The following is a 21,422-nucleotide window of genomic DNA, read 5'->3' as shown; positions in this document are numbered from 1 at the left end:
ACCGAAAGACGGCGCCCGGACCGCTCCCGGACGGCGTCGGCCGGCCCGGCCGTGCGGCCGCCCCGGTAGGGTGACCGTCGGTCACCCGCGGAGAGGACGAGTTGTGTCAGGAACAGCCCTTCGGCGCACGGGCAGCGTCTCGCGAGGCGAACTGCTTCTCACGGTCGTCGGATGGATCTGCGTCGCGGTGTTCGTCGCCCTCACGCTCGGCTCGTCCCTGGTGGGGAGGACCACGTTCCTCGGCGTCGACATCCTCGGCCTGGTCTCGCCCTGGCGGGCCGGCGTGCCGATCACCGAGACGCAGGTGCCCTACCTCGGCGACACGGTCGACGGGTTCGCGCCCCAGGCGTCGCTCATCGTCGACGAGGCCCGGGAGGGCTCGCTGGCCGAGTGGAACCCCTACGTCCAGGGGGGCGTCGAGCTGGGCGGCCTGCCGAACCCGGGGGTCTACTCGCCGGTCGCCGCGCCGTGGTGGGTGCTGCCGCACGAGTACGCCCCGGTCGCCGTGAAGCTGCTCGAGATCGCCGTCGTGGCGACGGGGATGTCGCTCCTCCTGCGCCGGCTCGGGCTCGCCCGTCCCACCTGGCCGCTCGCCACGTTGGTCTACGTGGCCTCCGGCTTCATGGTGACGTGGACCAACTGGCCGCAGACCAGGGTCGCCGCGTTCGTCCCCCTGCTCTTCTGGGCGCTCGAGCGCGCGGCCGCCCGCCCGCGGGCCCGCGAGGTGCTGATCGTCGGGGCCGTGGTGGCGTCGCTGCTCCTGGGAGGGTTCCCCGCGGTGGCCGGATACGCGCTGTACGCCGGAGCCGCGTACCTGCTCGTGCGCGCCGCGTTCGTCCACCGAGCCGTCGGTGGGGTGATCAAGGCCGGCGCGGTGTCGCTCGGCGGTGTCCTGTTCGGCGGCTTGCTGGCGTCGTGGCTGATGCTGCCGTTCGCGTGGAACGCGGCCACCGTCATCGACTTCGAGGCGCGGGCGCAGACCCCGGCGCACCACCTGCCCTTCGAGGCGCTCGCGACGGCCATGCTCCCGCACGTCCTCGGCCGGCCCGACGGCACCCACTTCGGCGGCGGGCCGCACCCCGTCGAGGCGATGACGTACGTCGGCGCGGCGACCGTCGTCCTCGTCGGTGCGGCGCTCGCCGTCCGCACGCGGCGGCGGGTGAGCGACGTGGTGCTGATCTTCATGACGGTGCTGCTGTTCGTGTCGGTGCTGCTCGTCTTCGTCGGCGGGCCGATCCTGGGGCTCCTCCAGCAGCTGCCGGTGTTCTCGAACAACCCGGTCGCCCGGTTGCGCGTGATGATCGGCTTCGTGGCGGCCGTCCTGGCGGCGTACGGGGCGCACGCGCTGCTGGCTCCCCGCGGCCTCCGGCACGACGTGGCAGCCCTGAGGGACCGCGGTTCCGAGCGCTGGTCGACCGCCCTGCGCCTCGTGCTCGCGACCTCGGTGGCGGTGGTGGCGGTCGCCGCCGTCCAGGCGGTGCGTGCGCGCGCCGCGGACAAGGTGTTCGTCGGTCTCGAGGTTCGCGAGGGGGCGCTGGTCACGGCGTGCGCGATCGTGCTCGTGCTCCTGGCCTGGGCCGGCGCGCGCCGTTGGACGTCGGTCGTGGCGATGCTCGGGGTCTTCGCGCTCGTGACCGTGCCGGCGATCGACGTGGCCCGGGGGTGGTGGCCGCAGGTCGACCTCGGCTACTTCTACCCGTCCACCCCCGCGATCGCGTTCCTCGACGAGCACCTCGACGGCCAGCGGTATGCCGCGGTCGGCCAGACCATGCTGCCCGGGTCGAGCACCGCGTACCGGCAGCGCTCCCTCGGTGGTCACGCGTTCGTCACCCCGGAGTGGAGAGAGGTGCTCCTCGCCGCCGACCCCGACTCCATGCTGACGCCGACGTACGCGGGGCTGAACCCCGGGAACCTCGCCACGTCGCTCCGGAGCGGGATGCTCGACCGGTTCGCCGTGGAGTACGTGGTCATGGACACGGGCGCCGAGATCCCGGGCTCGCGCGAGGCCGGACCGGACGCGGTGGGCAGGGCCGTGCTGCGCGAGGGAGAGACGATCACGTCCGCGCAGTTCACCGGCCCGGTCCGGGGCGTCGTGATCGACCTGGCGAACCTGGAGTCGGCGGCCGGCGGGGCCGAAGTGTCGGTCACGCTGCGCGGCGTGGACGGTACGCCGCTCGCCGTGACCTCGACGTGGACCAGGTCGTCCGGCGCGGCGAGGAACGTCGCGCTGGCGGGGGAGTCGATCCCCCCGGGTACGGCGTGGGTGGCCGAGGTCGCCGTCCGGGGCGAGGGGGCCCAGGCCGACGTCGCCGTCGACGGCGACGGGCGGCTCGCGACGTCGACCGTCCGACCGGCAGACGACGGGCTGCGGGTCGTGCACACCGGGGACGCGACCGTCTACGAGCGGGCCGGGGCGCTGCCGCGCGTCCGGTGGGCGTCCGGGGAGCTGGTCGAGACGGACCTCGAGCGGCGCATCGAGGTGATGAACGACCCCACGACGTCGCCCGACGTCGTCGTGCTCGAGGACCCCGACGACGCTCGCGGCCTCGACGGGTCGTCGACGGCGGTGGTCACCGAGCTCACGGCCGACACGGACCACGTCACCGCGGAGGTCTCGGCCTCCGGACCCGGCTGGGTCGTCTTCGCCGAGTCGTTGCGACGGGAGGGATGGCACGCGACGGTGGACGGGGAGCCGGTGCCCCTCGTGGCCGCGGAGCACGCCGGCGGCGCCGTGTTCGTCGAGCCGGGGGAGCACGTCGTCGAGCTCGAGTATCGGACACCCTTCCTCAGGGTCGGCGTCTGGGTCTCCCTCGGCAGCGTCCTCGTCCTCGTCGTCGGCGGGCTCCTGGTCCTCGTCCGCGACCGGAGGGCCGCGGCGGCACGGGCGACGGAGGGCGCATGAGGCACGCGCCGGGAGCGCCGCACGGGACGGCGCCGGGCCGGGCGGGAGGTCTCGGCCGCCTCGTCGGCGGCAGGGCCTTCCTGTCCCTCGTGATCGCCGCCTTCGTCGTGCAGGGCGCCTGGATCGCTCTGCTGGCCCGACCGTCGATCTACGACGAGGCGTACCACATCGCCGCCGTCCGCGCCTTCGCCCGGGCCTGGACGCCCTTCGTGGACCAGGCCGCCCTGGGGTACCCGCGGGGGGTCGGCGACGTCGAACGGTACGGCTCCTACCTGATGCACTGGCTGCTCAGCTATCCGTACCGCGTGACGGGTGGCTGGGACGAGGGCGACCGCGTGGTGATGCTCCGGCTCCTGTGCGTCGCCGCGGTCGCCGGGGGGCTCCTGGTCTGGCGGGCCGTCTTCCGGCGGCTCGGTGCGGGCCCGGCCGGCGCCAACGTCGCCGTGCTGGTCGTGAGCCTGGCGCCCCTGCTCGTCTTCCAGTCCGCGAACGTCAACTACGACAACCTGCTCTTCCTCCTCACCGCGGTCTTCTGCCTCGCCGCCCTCCGCCTCCATGCCGCGCAGCACCTGGACCTCGCAGCGTGGGCCTCCGTGCTCCTCGCCGGGGGGCTGCTGGCCGTCACCAAGTACTCGGCGCTCCCGTTCATCGCGTTCGTCGGGGTCGTGCTCCTCGTGCGCCAGGTGCGGTCGGCGCTCCAAGGCGGGACGGCGGGAGCAGCCACCCGATGGCTCGACGGAGCGCGACGGGACCGGGTCGCGCGTACCGCCACGGCCGGGGGAGCCGTCCTCGCCGTCCTGCTCGTCGTCGAGCGCTACGGGATGAACGTCGTGCGGTACGGGACCCCCGTGCCGGACTGCGGCGACGTCCACCCGGCCGACACGTGCGCGACGTGGGAGCCGTGGGGGAGGAACCAGACCGCCGACGCGTCGTTCGCCGACCTGCCGCTCACGCCCAACCTCGTCGAGTCGTTCCTCACCGGCATCTGGGTGCCGCGGGTGCTGTGGACCTGGAACGCCATCGGGGTGAAGACCGCCGCCGGCCCGTCCGCCGACACCAACGGGCCGACGATCGCGGGCTTCGTCGTCCTCGGGGGCGCGATCGCGCTCCTCGCCGTGCTGCTGCTGACCCTCGTGGGCAGGCACTGGGAGGGCGGGGCGATGATGCTCCTCGGCGGCACGGCCGCCTTCGGGCTCGCGCTCTTCCTCAACAACCTCGACGACTACCGCACGATGGGGCAGCCGATCGGCGTGCACGGGCGGTACCTGGTCACCTTCGTGCCCGTCCTCGTGGGGATCGCGGTCGTCGGCGCGGCACGCATGACCGGAGGCGGCGGGTCGCGCGCCGCCGCCGCGGCGGTGCTCACCCTCGTGGTGGCGACCCAGGGCGGGGGGGCCGCACCGTTCCTGACGCAGTCGACGGCGGAGTGGTGGCAGGACAAGCCCGTGCTGGTGGCCGTCCAGGAACGCCTCGCGAGCGTCGCGCGAGGGCTCGTGCCGCACGACGACGCGGTGCGAGACCCTCGACCGGACCCGGGCGCGTGGTCCTCGCCCGCGCTCAGCGGGTAGGCGAGCCGGGCACCCCGACCCGGCCTGGGCCCGCAGGTACGCTTGCCCGGGATCCCAGGACCCGGAGAGGAATCACGTGGCCACCAAGATCGGCAAGCACCACCCCGTTCGACCGGGGGTCGTCTCGGTCGTCCTCGTCAACTACAAGGGTGCGGACGACACGATCACGTGCCTGAAGTACTTCGACGAGGTCGACTGGCCGGCCGACAGGCTCGAGCTCATCGTCGTCGACAACGACTCGCAGGACGGCAGCGCCGAGCGCATCCGTGCCGCCGTGCCGCACGCGACGGTCGTCGAGTCCGGCGGGAACCTGGGGTTCGCGGGCGGGTGCAACCTCGGCGTCGCGCACGCCTCGGGTCAGTGGGTCGGGTTCATCAACAACGACGCCCGCCCGGGCCCCGGCTGGATCCGGGCCGCGGTCGAGGCGATGGAGGCCGACCCGACGATCGGCTCGGTCGCGTCGAAGGTCCTCGACTGGGACGGCGCGCTGGTCGACTACGTCGACGGCTCGCTCACGTGGTACGGCATGGGCTACAAGCGCGAGGCCGAGTGGCCCGACTCGGCCGAGTACGACGTCCCCAAGGACGTGCTGTTCGGCACGGGCGCCGCGATGTTCGTGCCTACGCAGGTCTACCGCGAGGTGGGCGGCTTCGACGAGCGGTTCTTCATGTTCTACGAGGACGTCGACCTCGGCTGGCGCCTCAACCTCCTGGGCTACCGCGTGCGGTACGTGCCGGGCTCCGTCGCGTACCACAAGCACCACGTGACCATGAAGAAGTTCGGCAACTACCGGGAGTCCTACCTGCTCGAGCGCAACGCGCTGCTGAGCATGTACAAGAACCTCGACGACGAGTCGCTCGCCAAGGCGCTCCCGGCGGCCATGGCGCTCGCGGTGCGGCGCTCGATCGCGAGGACCGGGACCGATGCCGCGATGCTGGACCTGCAGAAGCGGCCCGGCGGCGACGACGTCGGGACGGTCGAGGTCGAGAAGATGGCCCTCACGGGGCCGCTCGCCGTCGACTACCTCGTCGAGCAGATCGCGGACGGGCTCGACGAGGTGCGGGCGAAGCTCCAGGCCGAGCGGCGGCGGTCCGACCGCGAGCTGTTCCCGCTGTTCCGCCACGCGATCGAACCGGCCTACGCCGTCGAGGGGTACAACACCGCCCACGACGCCCTGGTCGAGGCCTTCGGCATCGACCGGCACTTCGTCTCCCGCCAGCGCGTGCTGGTCGTGACCGGCGAGCCGCTGCTCGAGAAGATGGCAGGTCCGGCGATCCGTGCCTGGGAGATCGCCAAGGCAGTGGCTCCGTTCGCCGACGTCCGCCTCCTGTCGACCGCGGGCGCCCGGACCTCGTCCGAGGACTTCGAGGTGGTGCACTCGGCCGGCCCGGCGCTGCGCAAGCACACGGACTGGGCCGACGTCATCGTCTTCCAGGGCTTCCTGCTCGAGGGGGCGCCGTGGCTCAAGAAGAGCTCGAAGATCCTCGTGGCCGACGTGTACGACCCGATCCACCTCGAGCAGCTCGAGCAGGCCCGCGACCTCGGGCCGGAGGGGCGGGCGCACTCGATCCGCGAGACCACGCGCATCCTCAACGAGCAGCTGCGCCGCGCCGACCTCGTGCTCTGCGCCTCGGAGAAGCAGCGCGACTTCTGGCTGGGCCAGCTCGCGGGCCAGGGGCGCATCAACGCTCGGGTGTACGACGAGGACGCGTCGCTCGACTCGCTCGTTGCCGTCGTGCCGTTCGGGGTGTCCGACGACGAGCCCGTGCAGCGCCGGCACGCGATCAAGGGCGCGGTGCCGGGCATCGGGCCCGACGACAAGGTCATCCTCTGGGGCGGCGGCGTCTACAACTGGTTCGACCCGCTGACCCTCGTCCGCGCGGTCGACCGGCTCAAGGACCGCCATCCGGAGGTCCGGCTCTACTTCCTCGGTCTCAAGCACCCGAACCCGGGCGTGCCCGACATGCGGGTGGCGTGGGAGCTGCGGGAGCTGTCGGACGAGCTGGGTCTCACCGACCGCCACGTGTTCTTCAACGAGGGCTGGGTGCCCTACTCGGAGCGGGCCGACTACCTGCTCGACGCCGACCTCGGCGTCTCGACGCACTTCCACCACATCGAGACGGCCTTCAGCTTCCGCACCCGCATCCTCGACTACCTGTGGGCAGGGCTCCCGATCGTGGCCACGGGCGGCGACACCTTCGACGCGATCATCACCGAGCGTGGGCTCGGGGCGACCGTCCCGCCGGAGGACGTCGACGCGCTCGAGCGCGCGCTCGAGACCTACCTGTTCGACGAGGAGGCCGTGGCCGCGGCGCGCAGCAACGTCGACGAGTTCTCGCACACCCTGCGCTGGAACAGGGTCCTCGAGCCGCTCGTCCAGTTCTGCCGCTTCCCCCGGAGGGCCGCGGACCTCGCGTACGAGCTCGACGAGCCGGACACCAAGGCCGAGACGTACCGGCGTCCGCGGAGCGTCCGCACGGACCTCGCGCTCGCCCGGGACTACCTCAAGGCCGGGGGCCCGGCCGAGGTGGCACGTCGCGCCGCGGGGCGGCTGCGGCGGATGGCCTCCGGCGGCTGAGCACCGCGCCGGGGGCCGCGCGGGCGAAGTCCCGCAGCGCCCGCCACCGGGCGCCCACGAGCGCGCGGTCCTCGGTGCGCAGGACGGTGTGCCGCACGGCGCCCGCGACCTGGCGCACGACGCTGCGCAGCACGAGCGTCCAGGGCGCGTGCCGGGTGAGCACGACGAGCGAGTTGCGGGTGTTGTAGTAGCGGAACAGCGGGCTCGAGCCGCCGTCGGTGCTCGCCATGTGCCGGTGGTGCGCCACGGCCGCCGGCTCGTGCACGACGGTCCACCCCCGCTCGCGCATCCGGAACGACAGGTCGGTGTCCTCGTAGTAGAGGAACAGTCCCGCGTCGAAGCCTCCGGCGTCGCGCAGCGCCTGCGTGCGGAGCAGCGCCGCGCCGCCGTTGAAGCCGAACACGTCCCGACCGGGTCGCACGTCGTCGAGGGGCACGCCGAAGTCGCGGTCGGCAGCCGCGCCCCAGCGCGTCAGCACGTTCCCCGTCGAGTTGACCAGGACCCTGCCCCGGTCGTCGGGCTCCGCGAGCAGCACGGTCGCGGTCACCGCCCCGACCCGCTCGCCGGCCCGCCGCGCGGCGTCCGCGGCCTCGACCATCGCACGGACCGCGTGCGGCTCGAACCACGCGTCGTTGTTGAGCAGGGCGACGAACTCGGGGTGCTCGTCGGCGTCCGGCCTGAGCAGGTCGGCCGTCGCGGCCGCCATCCCCCCGGCGAACCCGACGTTGGAGTCGAGCCGCAGCGTGCGCACGCCCGGGTACCGCTCGGCCAGGAGCTCGGCCGTCCCGTCGGTGCTCGCGTTGTCGACCACGACGACCTCGAGCTCGCCGTCGGCCAGGTCCTGGGCGAGGAGCGAGTCGAGGCACCGGGGGAGCAGGTGGGCGCCCTGCCACGTGACGACGACGGCGCGGACGCGGGCCGTCATCGAGCAGCTCCCGCGGCCGCCCGGTAGGCGTCGACGTGCGCGGCGGCCGACCGGTGCCACGTGTAGCCGGCGGCGTTGGCGCGGGCCGCACCGGCGAGCGCGTCGTGCCGCTCGCCGTGCGCGACGACGAGCGCCTCGGCGAGCGCGTCGGCATCCGTCGGGTCGACCAGGACGACGCCCTCGCCACCGATCTCCGCCATCGAGGTGTCGCGCGACGTGACCACCGGGACACCGTGCGCCTGGGCCTCGAGCACCGGCATCCCGAAGCCCTCCCACAGCGACGGGAAGCAGAAGACCCGGGCCGCGGCGTACGCCTCCTGCAGCTCGCTCCAGGGGACCGCGCCCAGCGCGTGGACACGTCCGGCGGGCAGTTCCGCGAGCCGGTTCCGGACGTCGCGCGGCGCGTCCCCCCACCCGTCGGGACCGGCGATGACCAGGTCGAGGTCCGTCTGCCCGACGATGCGCGCGAAGGCGTCGAGCAGGGTCGCGACGTTCTTGCGCGGCTCGACCGCGCCGCACCAGAACACGTACGGACGCGTCAGGCCGTGCCGCGAGCGGAAGGCCCGCGTGCGGTCGGGCCCGACGTCGTCGTGGCGCACGCCGTGGGGGATCACCCGCACACGGTCCGGCTCGATCCCGGCGGCGGTGCAGTCCGCCGCGGTCGCGTGCGACGGCACGACGACGACGTCGGCCTCGCCGCGCACGACGCGCAGCGCGCGCTCGAAGAACCTCACCCCGCGCGGGGTGAAGTGCTCGGGGGCCCGTCGGAACGCGAGGTCGTGCACGGTGACGACCAAGGGGGCGGAACGGCGCGGGACCGCCCAGGTGGTGGCGTGGACGACGTCGGGCCGCGGGCCCGGCACGCGCGGCAGGCGTGCGCGCGACCACGCCTCGTAGAGGAGCGGGCGGGGCAGGGCGGAGGAGAACAGCGGGAGGTCGTCCGGAAGGCCGGCGTGCCCGTGCCCGCCGCGCGCGCGGACGCCCACGGGCGCCACGCCGTCGACCGAGGAGAGGGCCGCGACCAGCTCGCGGACGTAGGTGCCGGAACCGCCGGGGACCGGCTGCCAGAGCTGCTCGACCACGAGGGAGACCGTCAACGGGCCGGGCGGCGGCAGGTTCATGGGGGACAGCCTAGGGTCGGGCTCCCGCGTGTGACGCGTCCGTCGTGGGGCCGACCGGCCACGACCGCTAGACTTGCGCGAGTCCACGCAGCCCTCTCCGGAAGCGGTCATGAAGCTCTTCGTCCAGATTCCCTGCCTCAACGAGGAAGAGACGCTCCCCCTCGTGCTCGCGACGATCCCGCGGGAGATCGAGGGCATCGACGAGATCGAGATCCTCGTGATCGACGACGGATCGACCGACCGTACGGTCGAGGTCGCACGCGCTCTCGGCGTCAAGCACTTCGTCCGCCACACGCGGAACATGGGCCTCGCCCGCTCGTTCCGCGACGGTGTGGACTACGCGCTCAAGCACGGTGCCGACATCGTCGTCAACACCGACGGCGACAACCAGTACCCGCAGGAGCGCATCGCCGACCTCGTGCAGCCGCTCCTGCGCGGCGAGGCCGACATCGCGATCGCCGACCGCCAGACGGCCACGATCGCGCACTTCTCGCCGTTCAAGAAGGCCATGCAGAAGGTCGGGTCCGAGGTCGTGAACTTCGCGGCAGGCACGGACCTTCCGGACGCCGCGAGCGGGTTCCGGGCGTACTCGCGGGCATCGCTCATGCACCTCAACGTCATCACGCAGTTCAGCTACTGCATGGAGACGATCATCCAGGCCGGCAACAAGCGCCTGCGGATTGCGAGCGTCCCCATCACGACCAACCCCAAGACCCGCGAGTCCCGGCTGTTCAAGAACATCTGGCAGCACATGGGCAAGTCCGGGCAGGCGATCAGCCGGTCGTACATCATGTTCAAGCCCCACACGGTCTTCGTGACGCTGGGCCTGATCTTCCTCGTGGCGGCGCTCGTCCCGTTCGTCCGGTTCCTCGTCCTGTGGCTGCTCGGCGACGCCGGCGGGCACATCCAGTCGCTGATCTTCGGCACGGCCATGCTCGTCGGGTCGCTGCTGTGCTTCGCGCTCCTCGTGATCGCGGACCTCCAGAAGACCAATCGCGTGCTGCTCGAGGAGACGCTCGAGCGGCTCAAGGAGATCCAGTACGGCACCGTGTACGGGACGGGCGACCTGCGGGCCGCGATCGACGGCCACCGCCCGACCTCGCGTCCGGTGCCGCTGGCCCTGGACGCCGTCCTGCCCGGCGCACTGGGAGGAGACGGGACGTCGTCGGACGAGCTGTCCGCGGCGGACCGCGCGCGGCCGGCTCGATGATCGCCGCGTTCGGCACCTACGACGCGCACAAGCATCCTCGCGTCGCGGTCCTGATCGCGGGGCTCGAGGAGCACGGGTACGAGGTGGCCGTCGTGAACCGGCCGCTCGGGTTCTCGACCGCCGAGCGCGTACGGATGCTCCAGCAGCCGTGGCGCCTCCCGCTGCTCGTGCTGCGCCTGCTCGCCTGCTGGGCGGGGCTCGTCGGGGACGCCGTCGCGCTCCGGCGCAGGACGGGCCGGCCGGAGGTCGTGCTCGTCGGTTACATGGGTCACTTCGACGTGATTCTCGCCCGCCTGCTCTTCCCGCGGTCGACGGTCGTGCTCGACCACCTGATCTTCGCGGGGGACACCGCGAGCGACCGAGGCGCCACGGGCCTGCGCGTGCGGCTCCTGTCGTTGCTGGACCGGGTTGCCACGGCGTGTGCGGACGTCGTCGTCACCGACACCGAGGAGCACCGCGGGATGCTGCGGCGGCCGGACAAGGGCGTGGTCGCGCTCGTCGGAGCCGGCCGCGAGTGGTTCGACGCGGGCGACCGCCCGCGCCCGGACCGCCTCGCGGGCGACCCGCTCCGTGTCGTGTTCTTCGGCCTCTTCACGCCGCTCCAGGGCGCACCCGTCATCGCGGAGGGAGTGGCCCGCGCGCTCGAGGCAGGTGTGCCCCTCGAGGTGACCATGATCGGGAGCGGCCAGGATCACGCCGCCGTGCGCCAGAGGCTCGGGGACCACGCGTCCGTGCGATGGCGCGCGTGGGTGGAGCCGGCCGAGCTCCCCGGCCTGGTGGCCTCCCACGACGTGTGCCTGGGGATCTTCTCCGACACCCCGAAGGGCATGCGCGTCGTCCCGAACAAGGTCTACCAGGGCCTCGCGGCCGGGTGCGTCGTCGTCACGTCCGACACCGCCCCCCAGCGCCGGACGCTCGGCACCGCGCTCGAGCTCGTCCCGCCGGCCGACCCTCGCGCGCTCGCGGAGCGTCTCGCCGAGCTGGCGAAGGCGGAGCGCCTCGAGGACGCTCGCGCGCGTGCCCTCGCCGGCCGTGCCGCCGTGCGTCCCCGCGCCGTCGTCGAGCCGCTCGTCGCCGCGCTGGCCGCGCGATGAGCCTCCTGCGGCGCGCCCTCGGCGCCGTCCGGAACCCGGTCGTGAAATGGGCCTTCCTCGCAGTCGCGGTCGGCCTGGCAGTGTACGCGGTCTGGGCCACGTGGGATGACCTCGTGGACGCGGCGGGACGGCTCTCGCTCGGGACCGTGGCGGCCTCGGTCGTGCTCACCGTCGCCTACGTCCTCAGCACCCTCGTCGCGTGGCGCGTGGTCCTCGCCGACCTCGGGTCGCCGCTCCCCGCCAGGGCGGCGGTGGCCGTCTTCGGCCTGAGCCAGATCGGGAAGTACGTCCCGGGCGGCGTGTGGAACGTCGTGGCGGCCGCCGAGCTCGGGGCGAGCCACCGCATCCCGCGCCGACGGTCGCTCGCGGCCATGGCGGTCGCCGTGCTGATCTCGGTCGTCTCGGGGACCGTGGTCGGGACGGCATGCCTGCCCTTCTTCTCCGTCGACTCCCTGGGTGCCTGGTCGTGGGTCGCCGTGGTGGCCCCGGTGCTGGCCGTGCTGCTCCTGCCGCCGGTGCTCACGCGCGTCATCGGCGTCGCGTTCCGCCTCGCGCGGCGCGAGCCGCTCGAGAAGCCGCTGTCGTGGCGGGGCCTCGGCGCCGCGTCGGCGTGGTCGGTCGTCGGGTGGCTGCTGGCCGGCGCGCAGGTGTGGGTGCTGGCCACGGGGCTCGGGCTCGAGGTCACGCCGCAGACGTTCGCGCTCGCCGTGGGAGGCTACGCGCTCGCCTGGGTCGTGGGCTTCCTCATCGTCCTCGTGCCTGCGGGTGCCGGCGCGAGGGAGGGCGTCCTGCTCGCGGTCATGGGCGCCGCGATGCCGCACGCCGAGCTGCTCCTGACCGTCCTGCTGAGCCGGGCCCTGATGACGCTGGTCGATCTCGGGCTGGCGGCTGCCGGTGGCATGCTCGTCCGACGCGACGAGCCGGAGAGCGTCGCGACGGCCCACGGCGACCGGCCCTCCTGACGGCTAGGTCACGTCCACGGTCGCGCACCCGATCCGGGGGTTGCTCCCCGCGGGCCAATTGATCGCGTAGACGCACACCGTGCGGCTGCCCGCCGGGATCCCGTCCAGGACGACGTCGAAGCCGTGCATCGCACCGTTGCCGTGCACGCGTTCCACGTCCGGACGGTAGCCGTTCGCGGTGATCCCGGTCCGCAGCGCACCGTCGACGTACAGGTGCACGTTGATCGGTTCCGGACGATCGGGGTCCATGGCCCAGCCACGGACCCTGATCGAGTCGTCCCGGCCCTCCACGACGTCGAGGCTGCCGAAGGGCAGGGAGTTGGCCACGGTGACGCCCTGGCACCCGAGCGTCACGGTCGCACGGCTCACGGGGTCGGTCGCCCGGACGCAGACCTCGTGGGCACCCGGCGTGGCGGGGACCGCCGCCGTGTAGCCCACCGTGGCCCGGCCGGCACCCGCCGGGGTGGGGGAGAGCGTCCTGTCCGCCGTGGCGGTCCCGGCGACGGCGCCGTCCACCAGCACGGAGACGACGATCGGACGGTCGGGCACGTCGTAGTCCCACGCCCAGCCCGACACCGTGACGGACGCCGTGCCGGGCTCGGCCGAGGTCAGCGCGCCGGCGGTGACCGTGTCCGGAACGGTGGTCGTCCGGCACCCGACGGTGTGGAACTGGCCCGTGGCCGAGTCGCTCGCGTCGACGCAGACCTCGTGGTCGCCGTACCTGAGGGCCACGCGTCCGTTGTACCCGTGGTGGTCGGAGACGCCGTAGACGCGCCCGACGTCGGGGCGGTAGCTCGACGCGGTGCCGGTGAGGACCGTCGTCCCGTCGACGCGGTACCGCACCGAGATCGGCTGGTCCGTGTCGGGGTCGAACGCCCAGCCGCCCACGAGCGTCGACGAGGGCGTGCTCGGGTCGACCTTGTCCAGCCTGCCCACGGGTGCGGCGTTCGTGACGGTGAGCTCCCGGCAGCCGATCCGCGTGTGGGGCGGGGCCGTGGCGTCGATCGCGTACACGCAGACCTGGTGGACGCCGTCGGAGGCGGGGAAGGTGAGCGAGTACCCGTGGGCGTCGCCGAGGCCGAACACGCGCCCGACGTCGGGCCGCGACAGGTCGGCGACGCCGGACCGCACGCCCCGTCCGTCGAGGTAGGCGTGCACGCGGATCGAGGCGGTGGTGTCGGGGTCGAGCGCCCAGCCCTTGACGGTGACCATGCCGCCGCTCGACGTGACCTTGTCGATCGACCCGCGCGGCGGGGTGTTGGTGACGGTCACGTCGGCGCACGCAAGCCGGGGGTTGCCGCCGGCGGGCTGGTTGATCGCGTACACGCACACCTGGTGGGAACCCGGCGCGGCCGGGACCGTGCCGCGGAAGCCCGCGAGCTCCCTGCCGTAGATCCGCGCGATGTCCGAGCGCGGCAGCGACGCCGTCAGCGCCGTCGCCAGCCGGCCGTCGACGTAGACGTGCACCTTGATCGGGTCCGAGGTGTCGCGGTCGAACGCCCAGCCGCGGACGTCGATCGAGCCGGACCCGGACGCGGTCACCGAGTCGACGTGCCCGATCGGCAGACGGTTGTCGGTCGGCAGGCCGAACCATCGCTTGAAGTAGATGTGGAAGTTGCGGTTGCCGTACGAGGAGCACGCGTCGCCCGTGCCGGAGCCCGCCGCGAGCGCCGCGGCGTTGGGCTGGTAGGGCGTGTAGTTGTACATCGACGCGGTCGCCTGGTTCTCGATGTAGACGGGCGACGACCCGCAGTCGGGGTTGGGGTGGTAGCGCACGTAGTTGGTCGCGTACGCACGGTGCGAGAACGAGGAGGGGTATGCCGCGTAGCGCTGGAGCTGCTGCGCGGCGGAGTACACCTGGTTCGCGAACCCCGCGTACTCGGGGTTGCACCATCCGCCGGTGTGGTCGGGGCACCCGAACCCCAGCGCGCGGGCGTACGTGCTCGGCGGCTTGCCGGTCGGGGCCGTGATCAGGCCCTGCTCCTTCTGCAGGGTCACGAGCAGGACCTGGGGGTTGATGCCGCACGCGACCGCGGCCTTCGTGACGATCGCGGCCGCCGTCTCGGACGACGCGCCCGCGTACGGTCGCGGGCACAGCTCGCTCGCCGGGCGGCTCGGCGTGGTCTCGCGGTAGTCCTTCAGGCAGATGTTGCCCGTCGTCGCCTGGCAGGCGGCGCCCTCCGTCGCGATGAAGGTCGTGACCTGCGCCAGGGACATGCTCCGGTAGTCGTACATCACCCCGTCGCTGATGATGTTGCCGGGGCGGAAGTCCGTGATCGGGGCGGCGCTCGCGGGCGCGGACGGCGCGACCGCGGCCAGCATGCCGACGAGGAGCGCGAACGCGGCGGCGATCGCCGGGCCCGCGGGGCGGTGCGCGATCCTCATGGAACGCTCACCTCCCGAACGTCCGACTCGCCGACGCTCGTCGACGACTCATAAACAAGCGTCGCGCTCCACGCCCCGGGCGTCAATCGTTCGCGGGGTACGGAGAGCCCCCCGCACGCGACGGACGCGACGTCGGGCACCGCCTCGGACTCCGCCGTCACGGTGCGCCCGTCCGGACCGGTGAGGGTGAGCCGGCACGTGCCGCCCTCCTCGAGGGGGACGGAGTACCCGGAGGCCTGCACCGACCGCGTCGCGTCGTCCCACTCGAGGAAGGTGAGCACGACGTCGGCGCGGGCTCGCGGGTCGGCCGGGGTCTGGCCGGGGTCGGGCGACGCGTCGGGGCTCGGCGCCGCGGCGTCGTCCGTGGGTTCCACGGACGCAGGAGCGGGCGGCGTCGTGCGCCCCGTCGGGGATGCCGCGACAGAGGGTTCGTCCCGTGGCGTCTCGTCCGCCGGGTCGGTGCCACGGGTGAGCCAGAGCGCGACCGCGACACCGACGAGGACGACGACGGCGGCGACGGCGAGGGCGAGCGGACGGCGCATGGTGACTCCCGGGATCTTCGGACCTTCTCACAGTAGGTGTCGCCGACGTGCGGCGGGGGCGCCACGCCGTGGCCTTGCTAGTGTCGACCGGTCCACCCGCGCGGTGGTCCGACGAGAAGCTGGAGGTCGCTACGTGCGCGTGTTCCTGGACGCCACCGCCGTTCCCGCCGACCGGGGCGGCGTGGGCCGGTACGTCGACGAGCTCGTCCCGGAGCTCGACCGACTGGGTCAGTCGTTGGTGATCGCGGCGCAGGCGAGGGACGGCGACCTCTACGCCCGGCTCGCGCCGTCGGCCGAGATCGTCACCGTCCCGCCGGCTCTCGAACGCCGACCCTTCCGCATGGCCTGGGAGCAGACGGGCCTGCCCACGCTCGCGCGCCGGGTCCGTGCCGACGTGGTGCACAGCCCTCACTACACGATGCCGCTCGCCGCCGGTGCGCCGGTCGTCGTCACGCTGCACGACGCGACGTTCTTCACGACGCCCGAGCTCCACCTCCGCTCGAAGGCGGCGTTCTTCCGGAACGCCATCCGGACCGCCAGCCGCCGCGCCGCGGCGCTCGTCGTCCCGTCCCGGGCCACGCGCGACGAGGTGCTCCGCCTCGTCGGGGGCGAGCCGACGAGGTTCCACGTCGCCTACCACGGCGTGGACCACGACCGGTTCCACGCGGTCGGCCCCGAGGAGCGGCGGCGCGTCCGGTCGACCCTCGACGTCGGGGACTCGCCGTACGTGGCCTTCCTCGGGACGCTCGAGCCCCGCAAGAACGTGTCCGCGCTGGTGCATGCCTGGGTCCTCGCCTGCGAGGACCGCGAGGACCCGCCCGCCCTCGTCCTCGCGGGCGGGCGCGGGTGGGACACGACCATCGACGCGGCGATCGCGGACGTCCCGTCGCACCTGACCGTCCGTCGGCCCGGGTACCTTCCGCTCGAGGACCTGCCCGGCTTCCTCGCCGGCGCGACGGTCGTGGCGTACCCCAGCCTCGGTGAGGGCTTCGGCCTGCCCGTGCTCGAGGCGATGGCGTGCGGGGCGACCGTGCTGACGACGCGCGAGCTCTCGCTCCCCGAGGTCGGTGGTGACGCCGTCGCCTACTGCGGTACCGACGACCGGTCGATCGCCGAGGCGCTCTCCGAGCTGCTCGACTCGCCGGAGCGGCGCCGGACGCTGGCCGACGCCGCCGTCGAGCGGGCCGCCGGGTTCACGTGGGCCGCGGCCGCCGAGGTCCACGTCCAGGCGTACGAGGCGGCGCTGCGGGACGGCTGAGGCGGCCTCGGCGCCACCCGGGGGCCGTGGGGCTCAGCGCCGCAGGGAGCGCACGTACTCGTCGACGGCCTCGGCGGTCGGCAGGAGGCCCTGCGCGGCCGCCTCGTCGAGCGTCGGCGCGGCCTCGTCCTTCTCCGACAGCAGCGGGCTCAGCGGGGACCCGTCGCGCGCCGTGGTGGGCCAGTCGATGCCGATCGCCGGGTCGAGCGGGTGGACGCCGTGCTCCCGGCCCGGGTTGTAGCCCGTGGAGCACATGTACATCACCGTCGAGCCGTCCTCGAGCGCCATGAACGCGTGACCCAGGCCCTCGCCGAGGTAGATGGCCCGGCGGTCCGTGTCGTCGAGGAGCACGGAGTCCCACCGTCCGAACGTGGGGGAGCCGACCCGGATGTCGACCACGACGTCGAGCACCGCGCCCTTCGCGCACGTCACGTACTTGGCCTGGCCGGGCGGGACGTCGGCGAAGTGGATGCCGCGCAGCACGCCCGCGGACGAGACGGAGCAGTTGGCCTGCTGCAGGTCGAGCGGGTGCCCGAGCGCCTCCTCGAAGGCGGCCGCCTTGAACCACTCGAGGAACACCCCGCGCGGGTCGCCGAACTGCTTCGGGGTGATCTCGAAGGCGCCGGGGACGGCGAGCTCGCGGTACTGCACCAGGGACTCCTGTGAGGGTCGACGACATCAGCCGCCTAGGATCTTACGCGTGAGCGACACGGCTGAGACGACGGTGACCGACGATCTTCGAGGACGGCGATGGCTCGTCGTCGGCGCAGGGGGCATGCTGGGGCAGGACGTCGTGGCCGCGGCCCGCGCGGCCGGCGCGGAGGTCGTGGGAGCGGCCCGAGCCGACATCGACGTGACGAGCGCCGACGCGACCGCGCGGGCCGCCGAGGGGTTCGACGTGGTCGTCAACTGCGCGGCGTGGACGGCGGTCGACGACGCCGAGACGCAGGAGCCGGCCGCGTTCGCCGTCAACGCCGTCGGGGCCGCGAACGTGGCGCGGGCGGCGGCGCGCGCGGGCGCCCGGGTCGTCCACGTCTCGACGGACTACGTGTTCGACGGCCGGGCGACCGCGCCCTACGCCGAGGACGCGCCGGTGGCCCCCCGCTCGGCGTACGGCCGGACCAAGGCCGCGGGGGAGTGGGCCGTCCGTGCCGAGGCGCCGGACCACCTCGTCGTGCGGACGGCCTGGCTCTACGGCGCGGGCGGGCCGTGCTTCCCCAAGACCATGGCCCGCCTGGGGGCGGACCGCGACCTGCTGACCGTGGTGCACGACCAGGTCGGGCAGCCGACGTGGACCGTCGACCTCGCCGACCTCGTCGTCCGGCTCGTCGCGGCCGGGGCGCCCGCGGGGACGTACCACGGCACGTCGTCGGGGTCCGCCTCGTGGTTCGAGTTCACCGAGCGGATCGTCGCGTCGGCCGGTCTGGACGTGCGGGTCGAGCCCACGACGAGCGACGCCTTCGTGCGGCCCGCGCCGCGTCCGGCCTACTCCGTGCTGGGGCACGACGCGCTGCTCGCCGCCGGGGTCGAGCCCATCGCCGACTGGGCGGACCGGTGGGACGTCGCCGCCGAGACGGTCCTGGGACGCCCCTGACCGCCTCGGCGGCGACGTGCCGCGGGGAGCCTCAGCCGTCGAGGAGCCCGAGAAGGTACGTGCCGTAGCCCGACTTCGTCAGCTTCTCGGCGCGCACGCGCAGCTCGTCGTCGGACAGGAAGCCCTTGCGCCAGGCGACCTCCTCGGGCGCGCCGATCTTGAGGCCCTGGCGGTGCTCGATCGTGCGCACGTAGTCGCCGGCCTCGAGCAGGGACTCGAACGTCCCGGTGTCGAGCCAGGCGGTGCCGCGGGGGAGCACCTCGACCTGCAGCTTCCCGCGCTCGAGGTAGGTGCGGTTGACGTCCGTGATCTCGTACTCGCCGCGGGCCGAGGGCTCGAGGTTCTTGGCGATCTCCACGACGTCGTTGTCGTAGAAGTAGAGGCCCGGCACGGCGTAGTTGGACTTGGGCTTGGCGGGCTTCTCCTCGAGCGACAGCGCCTTGCCCGACTCGTCGAACTCGACGACGCCGTACGCGGTCGGGTCCGCGACCCGGTAGGCGAACACCGCGCCGCCGTCGATCGACTCGAAGCGCTCGAGCTGTCCGCCCAGGCCCGCGCCGTAGAAGATGTTGTCCCCGAGGACGAGCGAGGCGGAGTCGCTGCCGATGAACTCCTCGCCCAGCACGAATGCCTGGGCGAGCCCGTTGGGCTGCTCCTGGACCGTGTACTCGATGTTCACGCCGAACTGCGAGCCGTCGCCGAGGAGACGCCGGAACTGCTCGGCGTCGTGCGGCGTCGTGATGACGAGGATGTCTCGGATGCCCGCCAGGATCAGCGTCGACAGCGGGTAGTAGACCATCGGCTTGTCGTACACCGGGACCAGCTGCTTGCTGACGCCCAGGGTGATCGGGTGGAGTCGCGTGCCGGACCCGCCGGCCAGGATGATTCCTCGCATGGGCGTCTATTGTGCCCGACGCCTCGCCGACGCCGACAGTGCGACCTCGACCTGCTCGCGGACCCACAGGCCCGCGCCGATCGCGGCGCGCAGGGGAGCCTGGTACCACCGGGGGTACCGGTCGAACAGGTAGCGGCGCGCGCTCGCGTGGTGCGCGCGGATCATCGGGGCCGGCGTCGACTTCCACGACGCGCCCTGCAGGTGCGTGACGGTCGCGGACGGGACGAACACGTTGCTCCAGCCCGCCCGGCCGAGGCGCTCGCCCAGGTCGACGTCCTCGAAGAACATGAAGTAGCGCTCGTCGAAGCCGCCCACCGCCCGGAACGCCTCGGGGCGCAGCAGGAGGCAGGCGCCCGACAGCCAGCCCACCGGGCGCTCGGCGTCGCCGCGGGAGGCGTCGCCCTGGCGGTACGCGCGGGTCCACGGGTTCGCGGGCCAGAGCTTGCTCAGCAGCGCGTGCCCGGCGCCCACGCGCAGCGACGGCAGCGCGCGCGCCGACGGGTACACCGTGCCGTCCGCCTGGAGGATCCGCGGCCCGAGGCTGCCCGCCTCCGGGTGCCGCTCGCCGGCGTCGAGCAGGGCGTCGAGGGAGCCCGGGGACCAGTCGACGTCGGGGTTGGCGACGACGAGCCAGCGTGCCGTGGCCCCCGCGGCGCCGGCGTTGGCGCCCCTGCCGTACCCGACGTTGCCGCCGGGGTCGACGATCCTCGCGGCGCCGCTGCGCTCGAGCGCCGCGACCCGGTCGCTCGGTGCGCCGTTGTCGACGAGGACGAGCTCGTACGGGCGGGTGGTGGCGCGTGCCAGGCTCGTCACGAAGACGTCGAGCTCGGGTCCGGGGTTGTAGACGACGCAGACGACGCGAACCAGAGGCGGCTCGGTGACGTCGGCGGGAGCCGTCTCGTGCGGTCGGTTCATCGTGCGGGAGCCTACCGCCGCCGTCGGTCGTCCGGAGCGGGCGGGAGTGCCCCGGCTACGGGGAACCGGGCGCATCGGGTAGCGTCTGCCTGTCGTCACGTGAAAGGCAGCAAGCGGTGAGGATCTCGGTGATCGGCCTCGGGTACCTCGGGGCGGTGCATGCGGCGAGCATGGCGAAGCTCGGGCACGACGTGGTCGGCGTGGACGTGGACGCGTCGAAGGTCGAGGCGCTCGCCGCCGGCAAGTCGCCCTTCTTCGAGCCCGGGCTCGAGGACCTCCTCACGGAGGTGGGCGAGACCGGCCGCCTGTCGGTGACCACCGACATGGCCGACGTCGCGGGCGCCCGGGTGCACTTCGTCTGCGTGGGCACGCCGCAGTCCGCGGACGGCTACGCCGCCGACCTCACGTACGTCGACGCGGCGGTCTCCGAGCTCGCGAAGCACCTCGGCCCCGACGACCTCGTCGTCGGCAAGTCGACCGTCCCCGTCGGCACGGCCGCACGGCTCGCGGACGTCGTCGCCGGCGCGCAGCCCGGGGCGATCCTCGCCTGGAACCCGGAGTTCCTCCGCGAGGGCTTCGCCGTCAAGGACACGCTGCACCCGGACCGCATCGTCTACGGCGTGCCCGACGGCGAGCGCGGCGAGCGCGCCGCCGCCCTGCTCGACGAGGTGTACGCGACCCCGCTGTCCGAGGGAATCCCGCGGATCGTCACCGACTACCCCACCGCGGAGCTCGTCAAGGTGGCGGCGAACTCGTTCCTCGCCACGAAGATCTCCTTCATCAACGCGATGGCCGAGCTGTGCGAGGTCGCGGGCGGCGACGTGACGCAGCTCGCGGACGCGATCGGCCACGACGCCCGCATCGGCCGCCGCTTCCTCAACGCCGGGCTCGGGTTCGGCGGCGGCTGCCTGCCCAAGGACATCCGGGCGTTCATGGCACGGGCCGGCGAGCTCGGCGCGGGCGACGCCGTCGAGTTCCTCGCGGACGTCGACGACATCAACAACCGCCGGCGTGCCCGCATGGTCGACCTGGCCACCGAGGTGCTCGGGGGGTCTGTCGAGGGCGCGCGCATCGCCGTGCTCGGTGCGGCCTTCAAGCCCGACAGCGACGACATCCGCGACTCGCCGGCGCTCGACGTCGCGGCGCGGCTCGGGCAGCTGGGCGCGCGCGTCACCGTCACGGACCCCGAGGCGATCGAGAACGCGCGGCGCCGTCAGCCGCAGCTCCACTACGAGCAGGACGTCGAGGACGCGCTGCGCGACGCCGACGCCGTGCTCGTGCTGACGGAGTGGCGGCAGTTCCGCGAGCTCGACCCCGTCCGCGCCGGCGAGCTCGTCGCGCGGCGCACCGTGCTCGACGGCCGCAACGCGCTCGACCGCGAGGCGTGGACGGCGGCCGGCTGGACGTACCGCGCGCTCGGGCGCCGCTGAGCCTGCGGCGAGGCCACGCGCCCCGCTCGGCATGCCAGTGCCC

16 protein-coding genes are annotated in these 21,422 nt (G+C 73.5%); 9 read left to right on the top strand and 7 right to left on the bottom strand.

The genetic code is table 11. The features are described 5' to 3' along the window. Positions 1-187: 187 nt before the first annotated feature. The 3 genes from ISOVA_RS12115 (at position 188) to ISOVA_RS12105 (ending at position 7,048) form a co-directional block, all read left to right on the top strand. Positions 188-2,902 carry a YfhO family protein gene (locus ISOVA_RS12115; RefSeq protein WP_013839513.1) on the top strand — a complete coding sequence of 905 codons (2,715 nt, stop codon included), beginning with the start codon at positions 188-190 and terminating at the stop codon, positions 2,900-2,902. Further along, a complete protein-coding gene (locus ISOVA_RS12110) occupies positions 2,899-4,470 on the top strand; it encodes a glycosyltransferase family 39 protein (protein ID WP_013839512.1) in 1,572 nt (523 codons plus the stop codon). The genes ISOVA_RS12115 and ISOVA_RS12110 overlap by 4 nt, the downstream gene beginning before the upstream one ends. 76 nt (positions 4,471-4,546) lie before the next feature. Beyond that, positions 4,547-7,048 carry a glycosyltransferase gene (locus ISOVA_RS12105; RefSeq protein ID WP_013839511.1) on the top strand — a complete coding sequence of 834 codons (2,502 nt, stop codon included), beginning with the start codon at positions 4,547-4,549 and terminating at the stop codon, positions 7,046-7,048. Here the strand turns inward: ISOVA_RS12105 and ISOVA_RS12100 are convergent. Both ISOVA_RS12100 and ISOVA_RS12095 read right to left on the bottom strand, forming a co-directional pair. After that, a complete protein-coding gene (locus tag ISOVA_RS12100; RefSeq protein WP_013839510.1) occupies positions 6,975-7,973 on the bottom strand; it encodes a glycosyltransferase family 2 protein in 999 nt (332 codons plus the stop codon). The two genes, ISOVA_RS12105 and ISOVA_RS12100, sit on opposite strands and share 74 nt — an antisense overlap. Beyond that, positions 7,970-9,094, bottom strand: a complete 1,125-nt coding sequence (locus ISOVA_RS12095) for a glycosyltransferase family 4 protein (protein WP_013839509.1) — start codon at positions 9,092-9,094, stop codon at positions 7,970-7,972. Before ISOVA_RS12095 ends, ISOVA_RS12100 begins: the two co-directional genes overlap by 4 nt. Positions 9,095-9,203: 109 nt before the next feature. Between ISOVA_RS12095 and ISOVA_RS12090 the strand changes: the two genes are divergently transcribed. Genes ISOVA_RS12090 through ISOVA_RS12080 form a run of 3 tightly spaced genes read left to right on the top strand, consistent with a single transcriptional unit; the run spans position 9,204 to position 12,360 of the window. Beyond that, positions 9,204-10,304 (top strand): glycosyltransferase family 2 protein, encoded by a 1,101-nt coding sequence (locus ISOVA_RS12090; RefSeq protein ID WP_013839508.1) that lies wholly within the window; start codon positions 9,204-9,206, stop codon positions 10,302-10,304. Next, positions 10,301-11,398, top strand: coding sequence for a glycosyltransferase (locus ISOVA_RS12085; RefSeq protein WP_013839507.1), 1,098 nt, complete (start codon positions 10,301-10,303; stop codon positions 11,396-11,398). The genes ISOVA_RS12090 and ISOVA_RS12085 overlap by 4 nt, the downstream gene beginning before the upstream one ends. Next, positions 11,395-12,360, top strand: a complete 966-nt coding sequence (locus ISOVA_RS12080) for a lysylphosphatidylglycerol synthase transmembrane domain-containing protein (protein WP_013839506.1) — start codon at positions 11,395-11,397, stop codon at positions 12,358-12,360. The genes ISOVA_RS12085 and ISOVA_RS12080 overlap by 4 nt, the downstream gene beginning before the upstream one ends. A 3-nt stretch (positions 12,361-12,363) precedes the next feature. Here ISOVA_RS12080 and ISOVA_RS16525 read toward each other — a convergent pair whose 3' ends face one another. Continuing rightward, positions 12,364-14,745 (bottom strand): hypothetical protein, encoded by a 2,382-nt coding sequence (locus ISOVA_RS16525; protein ID WP_013839505.1) that lies wholly within the window; start codon positions 14,743-14,745, stop codon positions 12,364-12,366. Next, a complete protein-coding gene (locus ISOVA_RS12070; RefSeq protein WP_013839504.1) occupies positions 14,742-15,287 on the bottom strand; it encodes a hypothetical protein in 546 nt (181 codons plus the stop codon). Before ISOVA_RS12070 ends, ISOVA_RS16525 begins: the two co-directional genes overlap by 4 nt. A 133-nt stretch (positions 15,288-15,420) precedes the next feature. On the opposite strand from ISOVA_RS12070, the gene ISOVA_RS12065 reads away from it, so the two are divergent. After that, complete coding sequence (locus ISOVA_RS12065; protein ID WP_013839503.1) at positions 15,421-16,545, top strand: glycosyltransferase family 4 protein; 1,125 nt, start codon at positions 15,421-15,423, stop codon at positions 16,543-16,545. A 33-nt stretch (positions 16,546-16,578) separates the two neighbouring features. On the opposite strand, the gene rfbC is transcribed toward ISOVA_RS12065, so the two are convergent. Continuing rightward, positions 16,579-17,196, bottom strand: coding sequence for a dTDP-4-dehydrorhamnose 3,5-epimerase (gene rfbC, locus ISOVA_RS12060; RefSeq protein WP_013839502.1), 618 nt, complete (start codon positions 17,194-17,196; stop codon positions 16,579-16,581). Positions 17,197-17,245: 49 nt separating this feature from the next. Between rfbC and rfbD the strand changes: the two genes are divergently transcribed. Further along, a complete protein-coding gene (rfbD, locus tag ISOVA_RS12055) occupies positions 17,246-18,139 on the top strand; it encodes a dTDP-4-dehydrorhamnose reductase (RefSeq protein WP_013839501.1) in 894 nt (297 codons plus the stop codon). Positions 18,140-18,170: 31 nt separating this feature from the next. Here rfbD and rfbA read toward each other — a convergent pair whose 3' ends face one another. Beyond that, positions 18,171-19,034, bottom strand: coding sequence for a glucose-1-phosphate thymidylyltransferase RfbA (gene rfbA / locus ISOVA_RS12050; RefSeq protein WP_013839500.1), 864 nt, complete (start codon positions 19,032-19,034; stop codon positions 18,171-18,173). 6 nt (positions 19,035-19,040) lie between these two features. Continuing rightward, positions 19,041-19,949 carry a glycosyltransferase family 2 protein gene (locus ISOVA_RS12045; RefSeq protein WP_013839499.1) on the bottom strand — a complete coding sequence of 303 codons (909 nt, stop codon included), beginning with the start codon at positions 19,947-19,949 and terminating at the stop codon, positions 19,041-19,043. A gap of 116 nt (positions 19,950-20,065) precedes the next feature. Here ISOVA_RS12045 and ISOVA_RS12040 point away from each other — a divergent pair, with 116 nt between their 5' ends. Then, the gene (locus ISOVA_RS12040; RefSeq protein WP_041294876.1) at positions 20,066-21,379 is read left to right on the top strand and encodes a UDP-glucose dehydrogenase family protein; all 1,314 of its coding nucleotides are present in this window, start codon (positions 20,066-20,068) and stop codon (positions 21,377-21,379) included. The last annotated feature ends 43 nt before the right edge of the window (positions 21,380-21,422 follow it).

The sequence above is a fragment of the Isoptericola variabilis 225 genome, from assembly GCF_000215105.1.
Taxonomy (GTDB): Bacteria; Actinomycetota; Actinomycetes; order Actinomycetales; family Cellulomonadaceae; genus Isoptericola; species Isoptericola variabilis_A.
The sequence above is the reverse complement of the archived record's forward strand: the minus strand, read 5'-3'. Positions and strand labels throughout refer to the sequence as shown.

Coding starts and splice junctions, on each gene's coding strand:
- ISOVA_RS12045 (WP_013839499.1), bottom strand. CDS start 19,949: ATGAACCGACCGCACGAGACGGCTCCCGCCGACGTCACCGAGCCGCCT.
- ISOVA_RS12085 (WP_013839507.1), top strand. CDS start 10,301: ATGATCGCCGCGTTCGGCACCTACGACGCGCACAAGCATCCTCGCGTC.
- ISOVA_RS12080 (WP_013839506.1), top strand. CDS start 11,395: ATGAGCCTCCTGCGGCGCGCCCTCGGCGCCGTCCGGAACCCGGTCGTG.
- ISOVA_RS12110 (WP_013839512.1), top strand. CDS start 2,899: ATGAGGCACGCGCCGGGAGCGCCGCACGGGACGGCGCCGGGCCGGGCG.
- ISOVA_RS12095 (WP_013839509.1), bottom strand. CDS start 9,094: ATGAACCTGCCGCCGCCCGGCCCGTTGACGGTCTCCCTCGTGGTCGAG.
- ISOVA_RS16525 (WP_013839505.1), bottom strand. CDS start 14,745: ATGAGGATCGCGCACCGCCCCGCGGGCCCGGCGATCGCCGCCGCGTTC.
- rfbA (WP_013839500.1), bottom strand. CDS start 19,034: ATGCGAGGAATCATCCTGGCCGGCGGGTCCGGCACGCGACTCCACCCG.
- ISOVA_RS12070 (WP_013839504.1), bottom strand. CDS start 15,287: ATGCGCCGTCCGCTCGCCCTCGCCGTCGCCGCCGTCGTCGTCCTCGTC.
- ISOVA_RS12090 (WP_013839508.1), top strand. CDS start 9,204: ATGAAGCTCTTCGTCCAGATTCCCTGCCTCAACGAGGAAGAGACGCTC.
- ISOVA_RS12100 (WP_013839510.1), bottom strand. CDS start 7,973: ATGACGGCCCGCGTCCGCGCCGTCGTCGTCACGTGGCAGGGCGCCCAC.